Genomic DNA, 20,355 nt, shown 5'->3' with positions numbered 1-20,355 from the left:
GATATGATGTCATATGCTATCGTCCCGAAAAGCTCCTCCGTCTCATCACAATACTTCGTCCCGTAATAGATGTAGCCTCCTGTGAGGGAAAGCTTGTCGAAGCTGTGGGTGTAGCTCAAGGTCAGGTCCGTTTCGTTCCATCCCTTCTTGAAGGCCTTGCTCTCCGCGGCAAAGTCAGCCGTCTTCGTGCTTCTCTGGTTCGTGTCCACGTTCCCCCAGAAGGTTGCGGAGAAGCCCCTGTAGGACGCCGTTAGGGACGGCTGGATCACGAGGCCGCTCTTTCCTATCTCATAACCCCGGAATATGTACTGGTTGTAAACCCCCAGGGAACCCGAACCCGTGACCTTCGGTTCCTCTTTCTTGCCCCCTTCTTCAGCGATAACAGGGAATATCGGGAAGCATATAAGAACAACAAACAACAGGAAAACCTTCTTGAAGCAATTCATCATCTACCTCCATAGATTTCGTTCCCATGCCTTGAGCATGCGATCATTGCTCATCTTTGCCGCCTAAAGCCTCACGCACCCACCTCCTTCTCTCAAAAAAGACAGAGGCGTCTTCAAACCTGCGCTGGTCGAAGACGCCTCTGTCTTGTACCGTGATCTCTGCCGGACTAAGAGCAATAGGCGTGCCAGGAACCGAAAGCCACTGCCCGGCCCCCTGGCCACATTCATTTTGGTCAATTCTATCGCTATGTTAAGGCCGCAGCCCGGCCAGACCGACCGCCCGGCCCCTTCCATGGCACGCGTCGCGGCGACAGGCATGTCCCACATGAAAGTGGCCTGTTCCACCGCTATCCTACGCAATTGTACGACCCCGCCATCCGGCGGAAGCCGGATGCTCCCCGTACTACACCCGTAATCCATCACCGCCGGGCTTTTCCCCGAAAGCCTTGTCGCACGCACGGGCAACCGAGCGCCCTGTCGGTTCTATCCGGCGTCCGCCTCTGGACACCCCGGGCGCGCTGGGATATACTTGTGTATTCAGCGACCTCCGGTCAGGCCAATTGGAGGCCGGGGGGAGCAACATGAAACGTGACATCCCAAAATGGGTGTGGGTATCCATCGCCACAGCCGGAGTGCTGGTCATCGGAGCGGTCGACCTCGTTACCGGTTTCGACATGAACTTCTTCGTGTTCTACTTCTGGCCCATATCTATAGCCGCCTGGCACATAAGCAGGAACGCCTCCGTGTGGTTGAGCCTTCTCGCCGCCCTCTCATGGTTCGCGGCGGATGCCCTCTCAGGTCACATGCACCCGGGGCATTTCTACGCTGTCTGGAACACGATGGTGCGTCTCGTTTCCTTTGTCGTTTTGGGGGTGTTGGTGGCCAGAATACGGCAATTGCTCGCTGATCAGCGCAAACTGACGGAAGAACTGCAACGGGCCCTATCCGAGGTGAAGGTCCTCGAGACCTTTCTGCCCATATGCTCCCAGTGCAAGAAGATCCGGGACCAGGAGGGTTCCTGGCAGGAACTGGAGGAATACATCAGCGCCCATTCGAACACCCTGTTTTCCCACGGCTATTGTCCCCAATGTGCCAGGAAGGCGATGATCGAAGCGGGCCTGATCGAGAAATAGGCGGGTCCCGTCAGCTAGCGCCCGTCATCAATTCCACGTGAACGGAGGGACCATGGCTACTTGAGGTCCCAACCGTCCATCAGGAAGGGGCTTTCTATCGGCTGTCCAACCGCCATTACCTTGTGGGACGGCCTGTATCTTTTCCAGGCCTTCTCCGCCACGACCACTCCGAGAGCCAACAAGGCCTGCAAGAGATACGAGGCAAGGTGCCCGGGATGATGGAGCATTCGAACCACAAAGGGATCGCTGATGATCATCTCTCCCGCCACCCTGCCGAGGACCGCGGCACCGAGGAGGACACGGGGTAAGGAAAAAGGCGTACGCACCGAAATGTGAAAACTCTGCCCGGCGCCTTCCTTTTCGTTGTCGCCTTACCCACCTTACCCATTTGCCGTTGACTGTATGAAACCGCTCTGTTATAGTCAACAAGCATCACAAAGATCGGTCAGGAGAGGTTATGAACATTCTGGGTCTTCACATATTCGGCCACGACACCGGGGCGGCGCTCATATCGGAAGGGAAACTGATGGCCATTGGCGAGGAGAGGGTCGACAGGCGAAAGCACTCCGGGAATTTCCCCGTGTTGTCCGTCAACTATCTCCTGAAGGCAATGGGACTCAAGAACATCAACGATGTCGACCTCGTCGTGGGCGTCACCCGCTATGGCAAGGACGGCAGAGACAAGACGGGTGACAGCATCCGGGAGAAACTGGGCTATTCGGGAAGGATCCATACGATCTCCCACCACGAGGCCCATGCCGCGAGCGCCTTTTTCGCGTCACCCTTCGATGAAGCGGCCGTGATGGTCGTCGACGGGCTGGGAAGCAGCGCCCTGGAAATTGAAACGGAGAAACAGCTTCCCTTCATGCTGCGCGGGCTCCCGTTCAAGGATGTCAAGAACTACGAGGAGGTCCAGTCCTTCTACCGGGCCCGGGGAAACGAGATAACGGGCATCAGGAAGGACTACACCGTTCCCGGGTACATGAACGGCATCGGACTTGTCTACATGGGCACGTCGGTGTTTCTCAACTTCGGCGACTTCGGCTCCGGCAAGGTCATGGGCCTCGCCCCCTATGGGGGACAGCCGGGAAAGACGATAGGCGAGCCCTTTGTGGAGATCGTCGATGGTGTCGCCCTGGCAAGCAGCGAAAAGAACTTCGTCCGTCACAACGACCTGTACCGCAAACGCTACTTTCCGAACATACCCCCGAGGGAGCAGGAAAGGCTCCCCGACGACGTCTACACCGAGATCGCCTACGCCGTCCAGACGGCGACGGAAAACACCCTCATCGAAATGGCCCGTCACCTATACCGCATAAGCCCGTCGAAGAACCTGTGCTATGCCGGCGGTGTGGGCCTCAACAGCGTGGCGAACAAGAAGATACTCGACAACACGCCCTTTGAAAGGATATTCATCCAGCCCGGAGCCTGCGATTCGGGGATCGCCCTGGGGTGCGTCCTTCACGGCGCCCACATTATCCATCGGGAACCGCCCGGAAAGTATCGCCTCCGCAATGCCTACCTGGGTCGAACGTACAGCGAGGAAGAGATCCTCGCCGACCTTGCCGGTGTCAAGAACATCAGCTTCAGGAAAGAACAGGATGTGGCGCTTAAGGCCGCGGAACTCCTGGCCGAGGGCAAGATCCTCGGCTGGTTCGAGGGCGGCAGCGAGATAGGCCCGCGCGCCCTTGGTCACAGGAGCATCATCTGCGACCCGAGAAAGCCGGAGATGAAGGATACTCTCAATGCAAGGGTGAAACACCGGGAAGGGTTCCGGCCTTTCGCCCCGTCGGTCCTCCTCGAAAAGGTATCCGAGTATTTCGCCCTCGACTGCGAAAGCCCCTACATGCTCCTCATCGCCGACGTGAGAGAGGACAAGCGGCGTCTCGTGCCCGCCATCACGCACATAGACGGCACCGCCAGGGTCCAGACCGTCACAAGGGAGGACAACGGCAGGTACTACGATCTCATCAGGGAATTCGGTCGCATCACCGACGTGCCCGTCATCCTCAACACATCGTACAACATCGCCGGGGAACCGATCGTCGAAACACCCGGGGATGCCCTGAAATGCTTCATGTCGACGGAGATGGACTACCTTATCATAGAGGACTACCTCATCGAGGCGACAGGACCGAAGGAACTCGTCCACGGACCCGTTATCGATGAGAACAAGCTCAAGGCCGTCGATATCCGGCAGAAGCAGTGGCTCGGCAAACTCTTCTCAAAGAAGAAAGGGGCAACCTGACCGGGGAGCGTGCGGACCGCTGCCGGTTCGTCCCCGATGCCGCGTTGACAGGTGAGATGATTCAGTTATTTCTTTCAAGGTAATCCACGAGCACACCCGTTGTCCGGCGCAGCCTCTGACTCATGGAGTACGCGATCTTCTTGAGCAGTTTGAGGCCAACGTAGGGCTTTTCCCTGAAAAGGCGGTCCATGCTTTCCTTCGAGAGGACAACGAGGATGGTGTCGGCGGCCGCCGTTGCCGTGGCGGAGCGGGGACTGCCGTCTATCATGGACATCTCGCCTATGACCTTCCCCACGCCTATTGCAGTCACGCGCTTGGGGTCCATGCGCTCGTCCCTCTTCAGGATGATGACGCCGCCCTTCACCACGACACACATGAAGATCTCCCTGTCGCCCTCCTCAAAGATAGTCGTTCCCTTCCTGTAGGTCATGGTGCCCATGTAACCTGCAAGGGTGACAAGCTCCTCGTACGAGAAGTCCATGCTGAGCGACGTGTTCTCGAGCATCTCCGCCCGCTCCCTTATGGCACGTCCGATCTCCATCTCATCCTCTCCTCAATGCAATATTATCGCCATTTTCGGGCCGACCTGAAGCCAGCGCTCCTTGACACGCCTTTCATTTGTGCTATTAACACCTTATAACGCTCAGGAACGGCAAGGAGGTCGCCATGGGAGAGAGTGTGTACGTCGTCAATGAGATCGTGGGCACCAGCACGACATCATGGGAAGACGCGGCAAGGTCGGCCATAGAGACCGCCGCGAAGAGTGTCCATGACCTGCGCGTCGGTGAGGTCGTGACCCAGGATGTGACCCTGGAGAACGGGAAGGTGGTAAGCTACCGCGTGAGGCTCAACATCTCCTTTAAGTACCACCCGGACAAAGTCTGGCACGAGGAGATCAGGAAACACTGAGTCAGGCCTACTGCTTCTCATGTTTCCGGGAATGCACTGCCACGTGCAAACCCACAAGACGGGCTACGAAGACAGCCACATAGAGCTGTCCCACCAGGGCCTGTATCATGGAACACATTTTCGCGGGATAGGACCTGGGCAGGATGTCGCCGAACCCCAGGCATGTCATCGTGCTGAAGCTGTAATAGAGGAGATCCCCCTGCAAAAAGACGTTACCGGGGAACAGGAAGGACCGGGGATCGTGCAGCCAGAGTAGCTGGTAGACCATCTGCCACCACGTTCCTATCATAATGTACACGGAAATGCCGCCTTTTATGGTGTCGCCGGTGACCAGCTTCTCCGAGAACATTCGGCGGATCACAAACACGATGAGTATCCCGATCATCACAATATAGACAACGAGGGTGACGATCACCAGGGGCTTGCTGCGAATGGCGAAAACGGCCAGGTAGTGCAGAAGGAGCGCCACGACGGAGAGGACTATGTATACCGCGAAGAGGAGGCGGGAGGCCTTCAATATCTTCAGCATGATAATGAAGACCACAATGGCGAAGAGGGAACCGACAGTGAAGTGCAGCACATTATGGTGAACGGTCAGAAGAGAGGCCAGAAGCAGCGTGACCAGGAAGAAGAGAAGAAGGGAATACTTGTTCTCGACAATGCGCTCGATGCGTTCTCTATCCAACGTGAGCCCCCTCTAACGATCAATCTCGGGTTTTTCTCTATTGTGCAGCAAATTGCGTCAATTTACAAGGCACAATCCTGTCCAGTCCCGTTGAGCAAAGCGTGCGCCACTTTCTCCGAATTCTTGATTCCCTCCCTTATCCTGGTGTATACTGACGCTACGTTGTTGTTGAAGGGGAGTAGCTAGACAGGCAGGATCAACATGCTGGGGCGACCCTGGTCCTGCCGTTGGCCGGCACAAGCCAATTAGCGAGACCTTCGGTGTGCGATGTGCTGCATGCTGAGGAGTCTCGTTTTTTTGTGCCTCAGGATTCCGGAGGGTTCCCGTGGGTGTATACCTGGCATCGGTCATCTTCGTCGTTCTCGCCGAGATGGGTGACAAGACCCAGCTTCTCGCAATGGCCTTCGCTTCACGGTATCGCTGGCAGACGGTGCTGTGGGGGGTGTTCGTCGCGACCCTCGTCAACCATTTCCTCGCCGTCGTCGCCGGGAGCTATCTCACGAAGTTCGTCCCCATACAGTACATCCAGATAGCGGCTTCCGCCTCTTTCATACTCTTTGGCCTCTGGACCATCCGGGGAGACACCCTGGAAGGGGAAGACAAACGGTTCAACTTCAGCCCCTTCTGGACCGTCGCCGTGGCCTTTTTCTTCGCCGAGATGGGAGACAAGACCCAACTCGCCACCGTGGCCCTCGCAACGAAATACAGCAACATCATCGTCGTCTGGCTCGGCACCACGACGGCGATGATCATCGCCGACGCCATCGGCATCATCATCGGGATCGTCATGGGCAAGAAGATCCCCGAGCGTTTCGTCAAATGGTTCGCCGCCATCATCTTCATGCTCTTCGGCGCCGTCGGTCTCTATCAGTACCTGCCGAAAAGTCTGCTCACACCGCCCGCAATAATGGTGGGGCTCGCCCTCATTGTCCTTCTGACCGTCCTCATCGCCCGCCGGAACAACGCAAAGGCGTGAACGGGTCGGCGCTTTGCGCCTACGGGTCTGCGCGCAAGCGCGCAAACGGGCACATGCGTTGGAGACCTTATTCGGATCCATCCCTTTGCCTTTCCCCGTTTGCCCTTACAGACAGACCCATGAGGCGCGTGAGCGCCGACCCGTGTGCTCGTTCGCCCGAAGGGCGCTACTCTTTGACATCCCGGAAAGCTATATGATATCCTTGGGCTTTACAGGATTCCACTATCAATAGGGGGTACTGAATAGAATATGGACCAGAGGCTGAAAAGAATAGCGGGATTCCTTATCATTGGTGTGGCGATGTTCTTTCTCTCCTGCATTGTCCTCGAAACGGCCGCCGAGGCGCGGGCCGGCGGCGGACGGAGCATGGGGTCCCGGGGTTTCAGTTCGGGGAGCAGGAGCTCCGGTGGTTCCTATAACCGGTCCACTCCCTACAACACGACAAACCCGACCCGCCAGCAGGCGGCCAACCCGCAACAGCCGAATCCTTACAGCCCGCGAAGGAGCTTCCTCTACGGCCTCGGCGGGGGCCTCATGGGCGGGATGATCGGCAACATGCTTTTCGGCAGGTCCGGTTATGGTGGAACGGGAGGCTACGGCGGCGGAGGGTTCGGTTTCGGGGACATCATCATCCTCCTTATCATAGCTGGGATCATCTACTACGTCTACAAGCGCTACAAGGCAATGAGGCAGATGCAGATGAGCACCGCCTCCCCGTCAGGCTATAACTCCTACGCGTACAACGAGCCGGCTTATGACAATTCTTACACGTCTCAGCCTGCCGGCGGCTCCGTATCCGACGGTCTTCGCCACATCGCCGAAATGGACCCGGCATTCAACGAACAGTCCTTCCGGGACACGGCCGAGGACCTCTTTTTCAATATCCAGGGCGGCTGGACGCGCCGCGACATCAGCGGCATCGCCAGCCTCCTGACACCGCAGATGCGGGACATCTTCCAGGGAGATATCAACCGTTACCTGGAGGAAAAAAAGGTGAACCGCCTCGAGAACATAGCGGTGCGGCAGGTGGAGATCGTCGATGCCGTGCAGGACGAGGGAGAGGAGTTCATCACCGTCCGGTACACGGCGAGCCTGCTCGACTTCACCACCGATGAGGCGGGCACCGTCCTTGCGGGCAGTGCCACGGACCCGGTGAAGTTCCTCGAATACTGGACCTATGCGCGCAAGGTAGGCGAACGCGGCTGGAAGCTCGCCGCCATCACCCAGGAGCAGGATCACCGCTGACGCCTTTCATGACGAACGTCGAAGGACTGGAGGAACACTTTACGCGGGCATGACGGCCTACCCGTTCTATTCCCCTTGCCATCTCTTGAACAGCGAATGGTCAATGTCCATGAGGTCCAGCATTTTCCCCACGGCGTGGTCTACGATGTCTTCGATGGTTCGGGGATGAAAATAGAAGGCGGGCACGGGAGGCAGGACGATCCCTCCGAGATCGGCAACCCTGGCCATCAATTCAAGATGCCCCTTGTGGAGCGGGGTCTCCCGCACCGCTACAATAAGCCTCCTGCGCTCCTTGAGAACCACGTCCGCGGCCCTGACAACAAGATTGTCGTCATATGAATTGGCTATGGCGGACAGGGTCTTTATTGTGCAGGGGGCAATGATCATCCCGTCTGTCCTGAAGGAACCGCTCGACACTGGTGCCGCGAGGTTGTTCACATCGTGCACCTTTGAGGCAAGCTGTTCCACGTCCTGTGCGCTTCGGTCCGTCTCGCACTCTATGTTCGCCTTCGCCTGTGTGGACAGGATCAGGTGGCTTTCCACATCGAAATCCCTCAGGACTTCAAGGAGCCTTATCCCATAGATGACGCCCGTCGCCCCGGTGATTGCCACAATGATCTTCTTCATTTCCTTCCCGCCCCCTCCATGATCCTGGTCGTCAGCGTTCGGCACATGGCAACGACTTCATCGATCCCCTCGGGACTTATCCCGTCCCAGTGCAGACCGGCCACGACGACGACCCTGCGTTGAAGACCGCTTGCCAGCACCTGCGCCATTGTCTTTGCTATGTCATCCTCCTTGTGTCCCAGGAAGGTGTAGACCGAAGAGGTGGCACTCGTCCTGCCAGCATCAGAAAGGCCCGGCCTCGGCTGCGCGATGCCCACGGCCCCGATATGTCCTTTCCCTCCCTGAAGGACCACTACCAGGTCGTCGCCCATGACGTGCAGGACGGCCGATATCCTGAATGCCCCCTTCTCCTCTACCAGATCCGTCAATAACGCATCTCTCATGCTTGACGTCCCGCTTCAGGCTTCTCTGTCCCGGCCTGACGTCTCGCCCGGATCATCGTGTCGATGACATACACCGCGCGGCTCGCAAACTCGGGGTCGCTTATGTGCGCATCCATCTCTTCAAGGGCAATGTCTTCCCTGAGCAACCCTTTCAACTCCTCGGTGAAAACCCGGTCCGTCTCGGGGTCGTAAAGCTCCTCGCCCTGTCTGTCGGCCTCTGAGAAGCCCCGCGATGGTATGAGCACAAAGACCTGTCCTCGGGAATCATTCAGCCTTTCAGCGATGATCCTCGCGAAGACGATCATCTCTTCACGCTCCATGCGAACACAGAACCTGTCGTCATGATCGCGCCGCCTTCTGCCTTTCAGCCTGTCCGGCATCGGATAGAACGGGCTGAAGACCGCGTTGTCAAGACCTCCGGGGGCCACAAGGAGGGGTATCCCGACTTCGCCCGCAGCCCTGAACCTTCTTTGCCCGATCCCCCTGCAATAACCCCCGAACATCTCGTCCGCCACCTCGTGGACCGTGAGATCGAGCACACCCTCTATGAGCCCTTCACCCGTCATCTCCTCCATTGCCATTCCACCGACGCCGTTTGCGTGGAAACCGATCATCTCGTATCCCCTCTCCTCAAGCAGGGGTTCCACATTCATGGCGCAGCGCGAGTTTATCCCGTAGGCTGTGACGGCCACCATCGGCCTCCCCTCTTTTCCTGTGACACCGACCTCCATCATGGCATAAACGGCATGGGCCGCCTGTTGAAGGACCCGACCGACAAAATGGTTCCATCCCAAAAGGTCCGCCACGCTGTGGAACATGACGATGTCCTTTGTTCCGACGTACTGCCTGACATCCCGTGAGGCCACCGTGGAGACCATCACCTTCGGTATTCCGAAGGGCAAAGACCGCATGACAGCGGCGGCAATTGAGGTACCGGTGCCTCCACCAAGACCGAGTATGCCGTCCACACGTCCTTCGCTCAACAGCCTCCGCGCGATGGCAATCCCACCCTCTTGCACCGCTTCAACCGCTTCGGAGCGGCGAAGCACACCCGATGTGCCCGGGAACGGACCCCGGCCCGCCGCCTTCAAGACGTTCTCAAGGGAAAAGTCGGCCCCCATTGAGGGTTCAGACATCGTTCCCACGTTCATTACGAGGACATCCACACCCAGAGACTCGACGCACTCCTTCACGTAGGCGGCCTCTTTGCCCTTCGTGTCCAACGTGGCTACTATAAGCAGGGTCCTTTTAACCATTCCCCGGCTTTTGCCTCTCACTTCAGCCTGACGCCCGTCAGAAGCTGACCGAGGATCCTTTCCATGGGATCCTTCTTCCGCTCCGTTTTGGCGGCCACTTCCTTCTTGCTCCAGACGGATTCGGGTCTGACCTGCAGTATGATGATGTTGTCCGGAAACGGCAGATCGGCATCGATCCCAAACTCGATGTCGTAGGCCTTTCCATAGTACTCCTCTATCAACTTGCCAAGACGGCAGAGCTCACGCACTTCCTCGGGAGAAACGCAGAGCCTCCGGCGCATGTCGTCGGGCACGTCTGTCTGAACAATGTCGCTGCCATTCTGGCGGTAGACGCACCTGACCTCTTTGCTCCCCACCGTGGTCTTCACCGGATCCAGGGTGATCTTGTCCACAAGGAACGTATCGGGAGTGACAAGACCGCTCACAACAGCCTCGCCCAACCCGTAGCTCGCGTCGATGGAGATCTTCGAAGGATCGCCGTTGAGGGGGTTTATGGTGAATATGATACCGGACACCCGGGAATTGACCATCCTGGGGATACCGACCCCGATGTTGAAGAGAAAACCCATCCCCCTGTTGGCCCGGTACATGATGGCTTCCACGTTATAGGCACTGCTCCAACACTTCTTCACGTATTCTATGAGATCCTTCTCGCCCCGAATGTTCAGGTAGGTTTCCATCTGACCCGGCATGGATATCGCCCCGCTGCTCCTCACCGCGACGGGCACATCGGTGCCACCCGACATTTGAGAAAGCCTCCGGTAGCCCGTCAGGATCTCGTCCTCGATCTCCGCCGGTATCGCGCATGATTCAATGAGACCGATCGCGTATTCACTCGCCCTTCTCGTCGTCTCCAGGGCCACGGGGCCAATGTCTTTCACATAGGTCTCGATCTTCTCCCGTATCCCCGTGTCGGTGATGAACCTGTCGTTGGCGTTTATAGTGATGCAGAAACCGGGACTCACCCTGATGCCGGCGCTGATCATTTCGCCCAGGTTGGCGTTCTTTTTTCCCACGAAGTTGAAATCGTCACCCCGCGTTTCCTCATACCACAGCGTGTATCTCGTTTCTTTACCTGACATCCCTTTCCTCCTTGTCAGATCCTTTACGCGGGGCGGTTCACGAACCTGACGGCCCGTGCCCGCCCCATCCCAAAGGAGAGGAAGCGGCATCAGCCCGTCAAGCTTTCTCAAGAATGGTCACAACACCGCTGTCGCCGTCTATCCTGATGAGGTCTCCCGTCTTGATGAGGTGGGTCGCCTTTCCTGTCCCCACCACCGTGGGAAGACCGTATTCCCTGCAGACTATCGCCGCGTGGCACATGGGCCCTCCGACATCGGTCACGGCGCCAGCTATCTTCACGAAGGCCGGCGCCCAGCTTGGCGATGTGGTGGTGGCAACAAGGATCTCCCCCTCCTTGAGATCGGAGAGTTCCGAAACGTTCCTGAGAACCCGCGCCCTTCCCTCCACCAGACCGGAAGAACCGGGCGAACCCTTGAACTCCCTCACTTCCTCTTCTCCGTCGCTCCCGCCCTTGAGCCATTCGCCCAACACGTCCGTGGTCACACCCCAAAGCACTATGGTGAAAGGCTCCGTCACGACGTCGGGCGGTACCCCGAGTGCCGGTGGAGGAACCCACTCTCTGAACTTCTTATAGACCTCCTTCCTCCATGAAACCTCCTTCGGCCAATACGAAGGTCCCCTTGGCTTGACACCGGTAGCCCATGCCGTGCAGTAGTCCCACAGGGCCTGTTTTATCTCGTCCCTTTTCAGGTACCAGATATCCTCGACGTCCCCGATAAAACCTTCCTTTTGCAGGATCCTCCCGATCTGGCGCACCTTCCCCCAGAAGATGCTGTGGAACCAGTGTTCGATGTAGAACAAATGGTCCTCGACATAGGGGAAAACGGTTCTCGCGACCGCCAGCGACTGCTCGAAGGCCTCCCGGTCGTCGTCAGTTTTTATCAGTTTCCTGTATTCCTCGACTATCCTGTCGCGCTCCTTCACGAGCTTTTCCGTCGGGCGCCCGACCTCCTTTCCTTCCTTGAGACTCGTGATATGCATCCTGATGGCGTCGAAGGGAATGTCAAGATTATCGTTCCAGGAGATGTGGTGATGATACCACCCCGTTCCGGTGGATATGTAGAACCATGGATAACGGGCCTTCTCCATCTCGGCCAGCCAATCCCTGCCCGCCGCGGACTTCTCCAGTTCCCCCATCAACCCTTCCGCCTTGAGGGGCTTCATGAACATCTCTTCGAGCCCCGTGTCAATGGCAAGTCTTGCCAGCCGTATCAGTTCCGAATCAGGCTTGTACATGACAACATCGATGCCGGAAACCATTTTGGTCAGCGTGGACATGGGGATGCCCGGGAAGATCTGGTTCGTCGTGTTGATGAACGTCACATATGCCGCGTAACCAAGATTGAGGAACTCAAAATGGTATTGCCAGTTGAGAAGACCCATATTGATCAGATCGTCGTACTTTTTGAGCAGGTCGAAGCCGCGGCCTCTGCCGACCCCCTCCGTGACGACGCTGATGTCTTCCATTTCGGGCAATTCGCTGAAGTCGAGAGCATCCAGCTCCTCGATCAGCGCCGTAACTTTCTTCTTCCAGTTTTCGTAGAGTCTGTCCCAGTTCTGGTAATAGTATCCAGCCCTTTCAAGGAAATGGGGCACCCTTTTCGCCACCACCTCCTGATCGGCTATTCCTACGGGGGTTATGTACACATAGCCGTTGACGATGCGGTGATCGATACCCATGGCCGGCGGGATTATGAAATGTCTCGTGTTGTACTGCGACAGCGCGAGGGACCACGCCTCGTCCCATATAAGGTCGAACGGGTAATGGGGCTCGGGATAATGAAGACCGTCATAATACCATATCTGGCTGCTCTCAAAGGACTCTCTTTCCGGATCGTCCTTCGAGAACTGGTACTGGTAAGGATACATCCTTTCCCATCCCTGAGTACCCGTGATGACAGGCACATCATGGGGATCCATAAATGTCGTTGCGGCCATAGCTTCTCCTCCCCCTTGTTTTGTATTAAAGCCTGAACCACCTGGCTTCATCAAACCGTTCCGTGCAACGAAGGATCCTGCTCTTGTAGTTGATCACGAATTCACTGCGCAGTTTCAGGGTGACCTTCCTGAAATCCTCATTGTTGAGAAGCCTCGCGATATCGATGGGATCCTTGAAAGTGAATTCCGCTATGATCTCCGAAAAACCGCCAAAGAGCACGTTCCACCCGCCCGTCACTTCCAGGTAATCGAGCTTCTTCATCGTCGGGACGTGCTCGTTGATGATAAAATCTGCGTACTCCTTCTTCATCCCCGGCTTCAGGTCATAGTACTGGTTGAACTTCCATACTCCTTTTTGAATGGAATAATCCTCATGTTTCACGTTCCCCGTGGGGGCGTAGACACCGGAGACATAATTGTACACAAGCGATTTTAGCGCAACTGTCAGCTCCCTGAATTTTGACGTGTCTACAACCTCCGTGAGTCGACCGAGGTTTTCGGCCGCATACACGGCAACGATCCTCGGCCCAAAACCGACCTCCACGTAATAGCCTCCCACGGGATGGAAACCCTTTTCCTCGGTCTCCGGTATGTACCTCTCCGCAATGAACTGCATGTATTCGCTTTCGGCACCGGGTATCAGGTCCCAGTGCTGGGTAAACAGGATCGACATAACGTCCAACCTCCTTTCATTTGCGTTCCCTGCTCTTCAAGGCCTTGAAGATCCGTTCCGATGTCACCGGCAACTCCCATATTCGCACCCCCGTCGCGTCGTAAACGGCGTTCAGTATCGCGGGGATGGTGGGCATGATAGCACCCTCGCCGACCTCTTTCGCCCCGAAAGGACCGTTGGGTTCATCGCTCTCAACGATGATGGTCTCCACATTCGGCATATCGAGGCTGGTTGGTATGCGGTATTCCCCCAGCGTCGGGTTCGTGACACGCCCACTGCCGTCGAACTTTATCTCCTCGAAAAGGGCCTCACCGAGTCCCATAGACAGGGAACCTTGCATCTGGCCCTCCACGTTGGTGCGATTGATGGCAAAGCCGCAGTCATGAGCATCGGTCATCTTGTCCACGGTCACCTGCCCCGTCTCCATGTCCACCGTTACCTCCACCACCTGGGCCGAGCACCCGTAGGCCGGAGACGTTCCCACGGCCGCTCCTTTGTATTTGCCGCCAAGTTCTCCGGGCTTGTAGGCCCCCCTGCCCACTATGGACCCCCGGGACAGGTACGCGCCGCGAGCGGCCTCCACGAAGGTGAGCCGGTCGCCTGCCGGTGGATCGGTCCAACCGCGATGTTCCTTGATATAGCCCGTCCTTATGGTCGAGAAGTCGACGCCGTCCCTCTTGAAAAGAATATGGCCGTCCCTGATGTCCATGTCATCGACGGGAATACCCAGCTTCTCCGACAACACCTCGAGCACCTGCCTTCTTACGTCTTCCGCCGCCTGCTTGACCGCCTGGCCGGACATGAGCGTCTGCCTCGACGAATAGGCACCGAGATCCACGCCAAGATCGGTATCACCGGAAGTTATCCTCACGTCGCCATACCTGACCCCCAACGCCTCGGCTGCCATCTGGGTGAGTATTGTGTCCGATCCCTGTCCGATCTCCGCCGCCGGGGTGTAAAGGTTCACCGTGCCCCCATCCTCGGACAGCTTGATCACAGCGGTGGAATGGAACGTCTCGGACCGATATATGGGAAAACCGGCACCGGAAACAAAGAAACCGCAGGCAACTCCAATCCCCTTCCCCTTTTGGAGTTTGCCCTTCTTGTGTTCCCATCCCGAACCATCACGAACCGCCTCCAGGCATTCCTTCATCCCCAGGCTGCTCATGTTGAAATCGTTGCAGGTGACGTCTCCCCTTTGCATGATGTTTCTGAGACGCATTTCGATGGGGTCCATCCCCAATTCTTGCGCGATTGCGTCAAGCTGTTGCTCCCACGCGGCCCGGGCGGCAACTCCACCGTGTCCCCTTTGCGCGCCGTTGGCCGGTTTGTTGGTATAGATCCGGTATCCGTCGTATTTCATGTTCGGCAGCCTGTAAGGCGCTCCCAGAAGCGAACCGGCGTAATAGACCGTGGCGATGCCGAAGCTGGAATAGGCACCTCCATCAAGATAGCAGGTGTTCTTCAGGGCCATCAGGGTACCGTCCTTTTTCACCCCCGTTGTCAACTCGTGGAAGAATTGGTGGCGCGCCCGGCTGTGGAGAAAGACCTGTTCCCTGGTGAAGGTCATCTTCACCGGTCTTCCCGTCCTCATGGCCATGAGGCATGCCGCGAGTTCGAGGGTGCTGGCCGAAGCTTTCGGCCCGAACCCTCCACCTACATACGGTTGCGCCACCCTCACCTTCCCCACGGGCAGACGCAGCACCATCGCAAGGGTCCTCTGGACGTAATGCGGTACCTGCGTTGACGAGCGGAGCGTGAGACCATCTCCGGAATCATAGACGGCCAGACACGCCTGGGGCTCGAGAAACGCCCCGTCTTGCTTCTTGTTCGTGAATTTGTCAGTCCTGATGTAATCGCATTCCTTGAAAGCTTCTTCCACGTTTCCGAATTCCTGGTGGACTTCGGCCCCGATGTTGTTCGGAAAGTCTTCGTGTATTACCGGGGCGCCCTCACGTATCGCCTCGAAGGGGTCAAGGACGATGGGCAGTTCCTCGTATTCCACTTCGATCAGTCCGATCGCCTCCATGGCCGTGTCCAGGTCTTCAGCGGCAACTGCCGCGATCTCGTCCCCGATATACCTGACCTTGTCGATGCAGAAAATGGTCTCGTCGTATCGCGCCGGACTCACTCCGTATCTGACGTTCCCGGCTTCCTGCGCCGTTACCACGTCCTTCACTCCGGGCAGTTTTCTCGCCTTCGAGGCATCGATCCTCTTTATCCTCGCGTGGGCCACCGGACTCTGCAAAAGCGCTCCGTAAAGCATTCCCGTCATGGAAAGATCGTCCGAGTACCGGGCCGAGCCTGTCACCTTCTCACGGGCGTCCACCCGTGGCAATCTCGTGTTGATGACACTGTACTCCTTCATGGTCAGCTCTCCTCTTCCCTATTTCTTCATCGCCTTCGCCGCCAGGCGGACCGCCTCGACGATCTTCTGATACCCGGTGCACCTGCACAGATTCCCCGACAGCGCCGCCCTTACCTCCGCCTCGGAAGGGTCCGGGCGCCTCTCGAGCAGGTTTTTCGCCGTCAGGACCATCCCCGGGGTGCAGAAACCGCACTGGATCGCCCCGTGTTCCACAAACGCCTCCTGGACGGGATGCAAATTCCCACCTTCGGACACGCCTTCTATCGTATCAACCTCGCTGCCGTCCACCTGAACGGCAAGCACGAGGCAGGAATTGACGCAGCGACCGTCAAGGACAACTGTGCAGGCACCACAATCCCCGACACCGCAGCCCACTTTTACCCCCAGCAGGCCAAGATCCTCCCTGAGAACCTGCGCCAGCGTCCTGTTCTGCTCAACCGCCAATTCGCAAGCCCTCCCGTTCACGATAAGGGTTATCAGTCTTTTCATCGTCCACCCCTTTCTCCGGTCTGACGCAGGGCCTCATCAAGAGCGCCCCGCAACGTTCGCCTCGTCAGCACCTCGACCATGCTGCGGCGGTACCCGGCCCCTCCACGGATATCGTCTATCGGCGCGCATTCTGTCGAAGCGATCCGTGCCGCCTCAGCGAAAAGGTTTTCCGTGGGCCTCTCCCCCAGCAGGCTCTTCTCGGCGCGAGGGGCATGCACGGCTTTCGGCGCCACAGAACTCAGAATGATCCTCGCGTCCGTGATCGTCCCGTCCGGGCCGTCAAGGGTTATCCTCGAGGCCACGGCCACTATCGCGATCTCCAGGGACCTGCGGTGCATGAGCTTCATGTAATCTCCACCGGTAAAGGGGGGCGGGTTGTCCATCACGACCCGGGTCAACACCTCCGACGGTTTTATCACGGTCTGACCGGGTCCTCTGAAGAACTTGTCCAGCGGCACCTCCCTCTCCCGCCGCATGCCCGTCAGGATCACCCTGGCATCCATGGCCATGAGGGGAGGCGGAAGGTCGGCGGCGGGCCGGGCGTTTACGATGTTGCCTCCTATCGTCGCCCGATTTCTGACGAGGGGAGAGCCGAGTACCGAGGCTGCCCTGGACAAAACACCAAACCTTCTTCTCACGAGATCGAACTCCACGAGCTTCTCCACAATGAGGTGGGCCCCAATGGAGATCCCTCCATTCACAGCCTGCACCTCCGAGATGCCGGGGATCTTCCCGATGCCCACCAGCCGTTCAGGCGCGATCAGGCCCTTCTTCATGTTCACCAGGATGTCGGTGCCTCCGGCTATTATCTTCGCGGATCCCTTGAACTGGGAGAGCAATCTGCACGCCCCGGCAATGTCCCTGGGTTCGTAATAGTCAAATTTCGGCAGCAGGTTTGTCATCGATACCTCCTTCCTCGTTCTTCTCGTCCACATCGTCCCGGATCAGCCCACATGGAAATGCAAAGACCGCGATCCTCCTCACGCGCATTTAAGCCCCCTGCCCGACCGGCCCAGGATCTCTATCCCCGCGCTTATCACGGATCGAGCGAACACCGGGTCTTCCATGTTGGCATCTATCTCCGCTATTTCGATCCTTGCCGCCGCGTGCCTTCTGAGCTCATTCAAGAAACATCTGTCCTCTTCCGGGTCATACGTGGCATTACCCGGCACATCAACGGATGACCAACCTCTCATGGGTATGATGACCTTGACCGGACCACCCGCGCCGTTCAGTTTCTCCGCGAAAGCCCGGGCGGCTGACCGAAGCTCATCGGGTGAAGCCCTCAGCCAGGTTCTGAACCTGTCGATGTCGTATTTCCTTCGCGTCTTGTGATCTTCGGTGTACTTGGATTTCGGTGGTGTTATGTGGTTGACGCCGCAGGTGGAAATAACCTGCGGTATACCCGCCTTGCCTGCCGCTTCCATCCTGCTCGGCCCGGCGTCCCTCATTCCGCCCACAAGATGCTCCATCACTCCACCCGGAGCAAGGTCGATGACCGCGTCGAAGAGCCCCTGTGACACCATGAGTTCCATCGCCCGATCGCTGATACCGGCCGCGGAAAAGCCTGTCACCTGGTGCCCTTTCTCCTCGAGGGCAAGCCTTACAGCCGTGGCGCACCTGTCACACGGCCCCAGCATGGTGATCGCCACCGCCTTGCTGTCACCGCTCTTCTTTCTCGATACGATGGGCGCTGCCTCGGCCATCGCGCATATCCCCCGTGCAGCCCTCTCGATAACGTTTCTGAGCGCGTCTCCAAGTCCTGCTATTTCCACCACCGAATGCATGAGCGCGATATCTCCGGTACCGATGTATTTCGTCGACATGCCCGGCAGGGCTGCGGTGGACGACACCATCAACTTGGGAAGACCGAAAGGCAGCGAACGCATCACGTCCGTCGCCATCAGGGACCCGGTGGAACCGCCTATGCCTATGACTCCGTCAAGTCTGTTCTCCCGGAGCATCTGGAGGGCTTTCGCGGCAGCCCCCCTTGTCATTATGGCGGTGTTCCTGGCCCTCTCCCCGGACGCCAGGATCTCCATCATGGTGCTTCCCGCAGCCCGCGCCACCTCGTCGGGTGAAATATCGGCCGAAGCCTCTCCGTCCGCCGGCCGCATGGAGATATCGAGCACGACAGGCGAGCCACCAAAACGGCTGATCATGTCGCGCAGGTGGAACGTCTCCGCTCCCTTGGTATTCAAGGTGGAGATAATAAGGATCGTTTTCATCGTCATCCCCCGGAAACCCTTTTTTCCATCTCAGTCTTAAGCACCTTTTTATCCACCTTGCCGGAATCACCGACGGTGGGAAGGGCATCGACTATCTCAAGCCTCTCGGGCAGCTTGAAGGCCGCCAGCTTCTTTTCCTTGAGGAAGGCGACCATCTCCTCCTTGGAGAACGTCTCGCCGGCCTTGAGCACCACAAAGGCGCAGGCACGCTCTCCCATTTCCCTGTCCGGATACCCGACGATGGCCACGTTCGCCACCCTGGGGTGCTCGTTGAGGATGCCTTCTATCTCGGCAGGATATATGTTCTGCCCACCCCGTATGATCATGTCCTTTGACCTGCCCATTATCCACAGGCAGCCGTCGGAATACTTGACGATATCACCCGTCGTCGTCCACCCGTCCCTGTCAAAGACCGGTGCCGTGGATTCGGGGTCGCGATAGTACCCCGCCGGCGCGTGGGGCCCGCGAAACCAGAGCTGACCAGCCTCTCCGTCGGACACCTCTTTGCCCTCGTCGTCAAGAAGTCTCATTCGGTTCCCGGGGAGCATCCTTCCCACCGTCCTCCGGCGTATCTCGCCGGGATCATCGATGGTGCACCCGGACACGGAACCAACGTCCTGTGTCCCGAGGTCGCTCGTTATCGTCGCCCCGAACCTTCTCTCCGCTTCTTCGGCAACCTGGGGAGGCAGATAACCGCCGGCGCTTCGAATAAACCTTAGCGAACTCAGATCATATCCGGTCTCGTCCACCTCGAGCATGCGGACGAGGTGGGTGGGTACAACCCCTATGGCCGTGGCCTTCTCCTTCTCAATGAGCTTCAGGGCCCCTTCCGGTTCGAACTCTTCCATCATGACCGTCTTTGCCCCGACCAGGGGAGCCGCGAAGTACGTGAGGGTCCCCGCGGCGCCGCCCGCGTGCGGGGCGATGGCCAGCGTGATGTCGTCCCGGGTCAGACGCCAGATATCGACCCTCGCTTTTGACGTGCAGACCCGTGAGGCGATGGGCCATTCCACCAGTTTAGGGAGACCCGTTGTTCCCGTCGTGCTCGTCAACAGACCCACATCGTGGCACGCGTTGAACCTTCTCTCGTCGAGAGCCGTGTATTTTGCTCCGTCAACGTCTTCGTTCGCCAGTTTGAAGAGTGAGTAGGATCCAACGGGCGCGCCCTCGGGTACCTCCTCGTCAAAAAGGAAGAAATACTTCAGGTAGGGTGAGGTCTTCTGCAATTCCCTGTACATCTCGAGGTAATTGAACTTACGGTAGATGTGCGGAATGGCCACGGCTACCGCCTCCGTCCTCTCCACCATGTAGATGAGCTCTTTCTCTCTCAGGTAAGGATAGACGGTAAGCGATATGATCCCGGCCCTGTCGGCCGCTATCCTGGCAATGAAGCCATAGACGCTGTTCGGAGCCTGGATTATTATCCGGGAATCCTTTGGTATTCCCATGTCGACCCAGGCACTGGCAAGGTTGTTGAGCATCTTCCACGCTTCTTTCCATGTCACCCGGTATCTGGAGTCGACAAGGGCCTCGCGGTCTCCCAGCTCCATGGCGTTTCGCCTCCAGAAATCAGAGAAGACCTCCTCCGTCCAGTACCCGTCGTTTCTGAATTCGTTGATCATCTCATCGGTGTATCTGATCGGTCTCACGATAACCCCCCTTGGCACG

Annotated in this window: 20 protein-coding genes; 5 read left to right on the top strand and 15 right to left on the bottom strand. The window is 57.8% G+C overall.

All coding sequences use genetic code 11. From position 1 onward, the window contains the following. On the bottom strand, window positions 1-419 hold a 419-nt coding region (locus GXX82_08865), incomplete at its 3' end, for a hypothetical protein (protein ID NLT23144.1). A gap of 608 nt (window positions 420-1,027) precedes the next feature. Here GXX82_08865 and GXX82_08860 point away from each other — a divergent pair. Continuing rightward, window positions 1,028-1,579, top strand: a complete 552-nt coding sequence (locus GXX82_08860; protein ID NLT23143.1) for a hypothetical protein — start codon at window positions 1,028-1,030, stop codon at window positions 1,577-1,579. Window positions 1,580-1,635: 56 nt separating this feature from the next. Here the strand turns inward: GXX82_08860 and GXX82_08855 are convergent, their stop codons facing one another. After that, entirely contained in the window at window positions 1,636-1,905 is a 270-nt protein-coding gene (locus GXX82_08855) for a hypothetical protein (protein ID NLT23142.1), read from the bottom strand. A 131-nt stretch (window positions 1,906-2,036) separates the two neighbouring features. Here GXX82_08855 and GXX82_08850 point away from each other — a divergent pair, with 131 nt between their 5' ends. Continuing rightward, the gene (locus GXX82_08850; GenBank protein ID NLT23141.1) at window positions 2,037-3,827 is read left to right on the top strand and encodes a carbamoyl transferase; all 1,791 of its coding nucleotides are present in this window, start codon (window positions 2,037-2,039) and stop codon (window positions 3,825-3,827) included. A gap of 61 nt (window positions 3,828-3,888) precedes the next feature. On the opposite strand, the gene GXX82_08845 is transcribed toward GXX82_08850, so the two are convergent. Then, the gene (locus GXX82_08845; protein ID NLT23140.1) at window positions 3,889-4,368 is read right to left on the bottom strand and encodes a cyclic nucleotide-binding domain-containing protein; all 480 of its coding nucleotides are present in this window, start codon (window positions 4,366-4,368) and stop codon (window positions 3,889-3,891) included. Between the two features lie 125 nt (window positions 4,369-4,493). Between GXX82_08845 and GXX82_08840 the strand changes: the two genes are divergently transcribed. Then, window positions 4,494-4,736: a dodecin domain-containing protein gene (locus GXX82_08840; GenBank protein NLT23139.1), complete on the top strand. Its 243-nt coding sequence runs from the start codon at window positions 4,494-4,496 to the stop codon at window positions 4,734-4,736. Between the two features lie 7 nt (window positions 4,737-4,743). Here the strand turns inward: GXX82_08840 and GXX82_08835 are convergent, their stop codons facing one another. Further along, window positions 4,744-5,421: a hypothetical protein gene (locus tag GXX82_08835; GenBank protein ID NLT23138.1), complete on the bottom strand. Its 678-nt coding sequence runs from the start codon at window positions 5,419-5,421 to the stop codon at window positions 4,744-4,746. 325 nt (window positions 5,422-5,746) lie between these two features. On the opposite strand from GXX82_08835, the gene GXX82_08830 reads away from it, so the two are divergent. Beyond that, window positions 5,747-6,397, top strand: coding sequence for a TMEM165/GDT1 family protein (locus tag GXX82_08830; GenBank protein ID NLT23137.1), 651 nt, complete (start codon window positions 5,747-5,749; stop codon window positions 6,395-6,397). A 300-nt stretch (window positions 6,398-6,697) separates the two neighbouring features. Further along, window positions 6,698-7,642 carry a Tim44 domain-containing protein gene (locus GXX82_08825; protein NLT23136.1) on the top strand — a complete coding sequence of 315 codons (945 nt, stop codon included), beginning with the start codon at window positions 6,698-6,700 and terminating at the stop codon, window positions 7,640-7,642. 66 nt (window positions 7,643-7,708) lie between these two features. On the opposite strand, the gene GXX82_08820 is transcribed toward GXX82_08825, so the two are convergent. From GXX82_08820 to GXX82_08770, 11 genes are all read right to left on the bottom strand, one after another. Then, the gene (locus GXX82_08820) at window positions 7,709-8,269 is read right to left on the bottom strand and encodes a UbiX family flavin prenyltransferase (protein ID NLT23135.1); all 561 of its coding nucleotides are present in this window, start codon (window positions 8,267-8,269) and stop codon (window positions 7,709-7,711) included. After that, on the bottom strand, window positions 8,266-8,580 hold the full coding sequence (locus GXX82_08815) for a hypothetical protein (protein ID NLT23134.1): 315 nt from the start codon (window positions 8,578-8,580) through the stop codon (window positions 8,266-8,268). The genes GXX82_08820 and GXX82_08815 overlap by 4 nt, the downstream gene beginning before the upstream one ends. Window positions 8,581-8,648: 68 nt before the next feature. After that, entirely contained in the window at window positions 8,649-9,908 is a 1,260-nt protein-coding gene (locus tag GXX82_08810; GenBank protein ID NLT23133.1) for a UPF0261 family protein, read from the bottom strand. A 17-nt stretch (window positions 9,909-9,925) separates the two neighbouring features. Continuing rightward, window positions 9,926-10,990 (bottom strand): phenylphosphate synthase subunit beta, encoded by a 1,065-nt coding sequence (locus tag GXX82_08805; protein NLT23132.1) that lies wholly within the window; start codon window positions 10,988-10,990, stop codon window positions 9,926-9,928. Between the two features lie 97 nt (window positions 10,991-11,087). Continuing rightward, window positions 11,088-12,929: a PEP-utilizing enzyme, mobile region gene (locus GXX82_08800; protein NLT23131.1), complete on the bottom strand. Its 1,842-nt coding sequence runs from the start codon at window positions 12,927-12,929 to the stop codon at window positions 11,088-11,090. A 25-nt stretch (window positions 12,930-12,954) separates the two neighbouring features. After that, on the bottom strand, window positions 12,955-13,602 hold the full coding sequence (locus GXX82_08795) for a hypothetical protein (protein ID NLT23130.1): 648 nt from the start codon (window positions 13,600-13,602) through the stop codon (window positions 12,955-12,957). Window positions 13,603-13,618: 16 nt separating this feature from the next. After that, on the bottom strand, window positions 13,619-15,970 hold the full coding sequence (locus GXX82_08790) for a molybdopterin-dependent oxidoreductase (GenBank protein ID NLT23129.1): 2,352 nt from the start codon (window positions 15,968-15,970) through the stop codon (window positions 13,619-13,621). An 18-nt stretch (window positions 15,971-15,988) separates the two neighbouring features. Next, window positions 15,989-16,459 (bottom strand): (2Fe-2S)-binding protein, encoded by a 471-nt coding sequence (locus tag GXX82_08785; GenBank protein ID NLT23128.1) that lies wholly within the window; start codon window positions 16,457-16,459, stop codon window positions 15,989-15,991. Further along, a complete protein-coding gene (locus GXX82_08780; protein NLT23127.1) occupies window positions 16,456-17,361 on the bottom strand; it encodes a xanthine dehydrogenase family protein subunit M in 906 nt (301 codons plus the stop codon). Before GXX82_08780 ends, GXX82_08785 begins: the two co-directional genes overlap by 4 nt. Before the next feature lie 78 nt (window positions 17,362-17,439). Then, window positions 17,440-18,693 carry a UPF0261 family protein gene (locus tag GXX82_08775; protein ID NLT23126.1) on the bottom strand — a complete coding sequence of 418 codons (1,254 nt, stop codon included), beginning with the start codon at window positions 18,691-18,693 and terminating at the stop codon, window positions 17,440-17,442. Further along, window positions 18,690-20,336 carry an AMP-binding protein gene (locus GXX82_08770; GenBank protein NLT23125.1) on the bottom strand — a complete coding sequence of 549 codons (1,647 nt, stop codon included), beginning with the start codon at window positions 20,334-20,336 and terminating at the stop codon, window positions 18,690-18,692. The genes GXX82_08775 and GXX82_08770 overlap by 4 nt, the downstream gene beginning before the upstream one ends. Window positions 20,337-20,355 lie beyond the last annotated feature (19 nt).

Source organism: Syntrophorhabdus sp. (genome assembly GCA_012719415.1).
GTDB lineage: Bacteria > Desulfobacterota > Syntrophorhabdia > Syntrophorhabdales > Syntrophorhabdaceae > Delta-02.
This window is presented reverse-complemented; position numbering and strand designations above follow the sequence as displayed.